Here is a 2,709-nt window from a genome sequence, read left to right on the forward strand (position 1 = left end):
AGTATTTTGGGCTACTTTACAGCCAGATCAACCAGAAATCTGATTTTGGCAGGTTTAACCGTTGAGTTGGTAGCGACGTTAATTTTAGCGCTTTATATGGCTTACGATCCTAATTCCTTAGTGAAAGGGATTTTAAGATTAGTTCCAAGGCGACATCATCAACGGTCTAAACGAATCCTTAAGGCTTGCGAGACAAGATTGCGAGGCTAGATTTTTGCGACAGTAATAGCGATTATATTCTGGGTGCTGGAGCAACGTTTGGGCTTTTGATTTTGGGGATTCCGTCAGCACTGCCATTTGGGATTATTGCAGGTTTATTTGAAATAATTTCTTATTTTGGTTCGATTATTGGTGCTTTTTTACCAGCATTAGTAGCATTGAGTATTTCACCGCTAAAGCTAGTATTTGTGTTGATACTTTTCTTTGTAATGAATCAAATAGATGCCCATGTAGTTCAGCCTTTGGTGATGGATCAGCAAGTTAATATCCATCCAGTGATGGTGATTGTAACATTTTTGGTAATGGGTAAGCTATTTGGATTTATTGGTGTGCTGCTTGCAGTACCTGCGGCAGCAGTGATAATTACCCTTATTGATGAGTTTACGCCGTCAGAAAATCTGATAGAGTCAGTAGGAGTTGAAACTGGAATAGATGTTCAATCGAACGATATTACTCAAGATCACAACCAAAGTTGAAAATCGAAAAAATCAGATTTTCCATAGGTATCCCCCTCAAGAGTTTCCAGTACTCAAATCGGGCTAGTTGGACTTCATCAGTACCTTTTTTTGTGGGGTGAAGACTTTTTTTTGAGGTTTAGGTTGAGTTTCCGGCGAACCATCCAATTCACCGTTTTTGTTTATCTGCTGAAGTCGCTATTTAAGCTTAAAGTTAAGTCACTATTAGGATTAATTACAACGACTTGATTTGTGGAAGTGGGATCAACAATGCCGCCAATTGTAGCACCAGCCGCAGCGCCGCCGAGAACTTTTCCAGGAGTGATAGTGCGATTACCAGTGATGCCAGAAATTCCAGTGGCGGCAGCAGCCCCAATTGCAGTATCTCTCAAAGTCGAGAAAACGTTACGATTTTGATTTGCGCCAACGGCTGTACCAATGGCAGTACCAGTTAAGACTTTGCCAAGTGTAATATGCTTGTTACCAGTGATGCCAGAAATTCCGGCGGCAGCAGCGGAGCCGACAGCAGCATCTTGGAGAATAGCAGTGATGTTAGGACTACGTACATCTTGTGTAGTTGTGATTGGACGCGAAGAGGCATTAATTGGAAACTGCTGACCATTGATAATCAGCTGACTAGCGACAAATTGAGAACCACCGTCTACAGGTTGCAATTGACCAACAACTTGGCTACCAGCAGGAATAGTTAGAACTCCCTGATTATTTTTAATATCAGTTGCGACTGTCAGGGTTAGAGGTGCAGTTTCCTTGGAACTAACAACGATTTTCTTGGCATCCAGATATTTAACAGGAATAGAAGTTCCAGAGTTAAGTAGGGCATTAATTGAGGAGCCAGTAGCATTTGCAATATACTGCCCAGGAATACTAGAGGTTTGTCCAGAAGGTGTTAAAGCAAGACATAAAAAAGCTGAGACTTCAGCACGACTAGCTAATTGATTCGGTCTAAGGAACTTAACATCAGGATAATCTACGACCAGACGTTTTTCAGTAGCAGCAGCAATACCACTCTGGGCATAAGTAGGAATAGAACTGGCATCAGCAAAGTTTGCAGTTAGGGTGGTCGTCGCAGACTGAGTGGGAGAGTAATTTAGTCCACTAGCTAAAGCGACGAGAACTTGAGCGCGAGGAATATTTTGAGTAGGATTAAAAATCTCACCAGGGTAGCCGGACAAGAAGCCTGTCTGGTTGGCTGTTGCAATTGCATTATGGGCCCAGTAATTGCTGGGGACATCTGCAAATTGAACTAGATTACGACTCTTTTGTGCATTTGGGAAAGCCTTACCAATCATGGCGGCAAACTCAGAGCGGGTTACAGAGGCATTGGGACGGAAAGTACCATCTGGGTAACCACTGATAATTCCTTGTTGAGCCAGTTGGGAAATACATGATTGCGACCAATTGCCTTGAACATCAGTAAATGTCGATTGAGCAAATGTGGGACTGGCAAGAACCAAAGGTGCAAATCCACCAAAGGTCATTTGTAGTAACAAAGATAAGGCAGTTCTCGACTGAGATTGAGATATTTTAGTCATGGAATGATTCACCCTAATGAAAAGTATTTTCTCTTATTTGCAGTTGCTAATGAAGATCAAATATTACAGTGTTTTTTTCTGTAATATTTCAACCCATGCACAATATACTAGTCTGAAATTAAACAGGAAAGTTCCACAAAAGTCAGTACAGCCGAGAAAATGCTTCCACCTCATGAATGCTGGGTTGATAGCTTCGGTGGCAATGGTAGTTGGTAATATCTGCGTGGATTGGAATTCCTGGTTGTTCATGGCGCAATTTTGATTGAGAATAAGGAGAGATTTCGACAAATTGCTGGACTCGGAATTTGTGAGATAGACAAGCAGCTGATATTCCGTGGTGGCAGAGTCCGCCGATGCCGGAGAAAAGAGAAAGGACTGATTTCACTCTGCGATCGCACTCCTAACCAATTCATCAGGTACTTCAAAAATCCCTAACTGACCAATGTAAGGGATTGGTGTAATCTCGCGTGGATTCTCCAGCT

Annotated in this window: 3 protein-coding genes and 1 pseudogene; 2 read left to right on the top strand and 2 right to left on the bottom strand. The window is 42.2% G+C overall.

Translation table 11 applies throughout. The features are described 5' to 3' along the window. Both V7L31_RS32480 and V7L31_RS32485 read left to right on the top strand, forming a co-directional pair. Positions 1 to 210 (top strand): annotated as a pseudogene (locus tag V7L31_RS32480) (hypothetical protein); the annotation flags it as partial. Beyond that, complete coding sequence (locus V7L31_RS32485) at positions 186 to 695, top strand: AI-2E family transporter (RefSeq protein WP_334700046.1); 510 nt, start codon at positions 186 to 188, stop codon at positions 693 to 695. The pseudogene V7L31_RS32480 and the gene V7L31_RS32485, both read left to right, overlap by 25 nt. Before the next feature lie 161 nt (positions 696 to 856). Here the strand turns inward: V7L31_RS32485 and V7L31_RS32490 are convergent, their stop codons facing one another. Continuing rightward, on the bottom strand, positions 857 to 2,227 hold the full coding sequence (locus V7L31_RS32490) for an S-layer homology domain-containing protein (RefSeq protein ID WP_334700047.1): 1,371 nt from the start codon (positions 2,225 to 2,227) through the stop codon (positions 857 to 859). A 142-nt stretch (positions 2,228 to 2,369) separates the two neighbouring features. Beyond that, positions 2,370 to 2,612, bottom strand: coding sequence for a hypothetical protein (locus V7L31_RS32495; RefSeq protein ID WP_334700048.1), 243 nt, complete (start codon positions 2,610 to 2,612; stop codon positions 2,370 to 2,372). Positions 2,613 to 2,709: the final 97 nt, after the last annotated feature.

The organism is Nostoc sp., assembly GCF_036916655.1.
In the GTDB taxonomy this organism is placed as follows: domain Bacteria; phylum Cyanobacteriota; class Cyanobacteriia; order Cyanobacteriales; family Nostocaceae; genus Nostoc.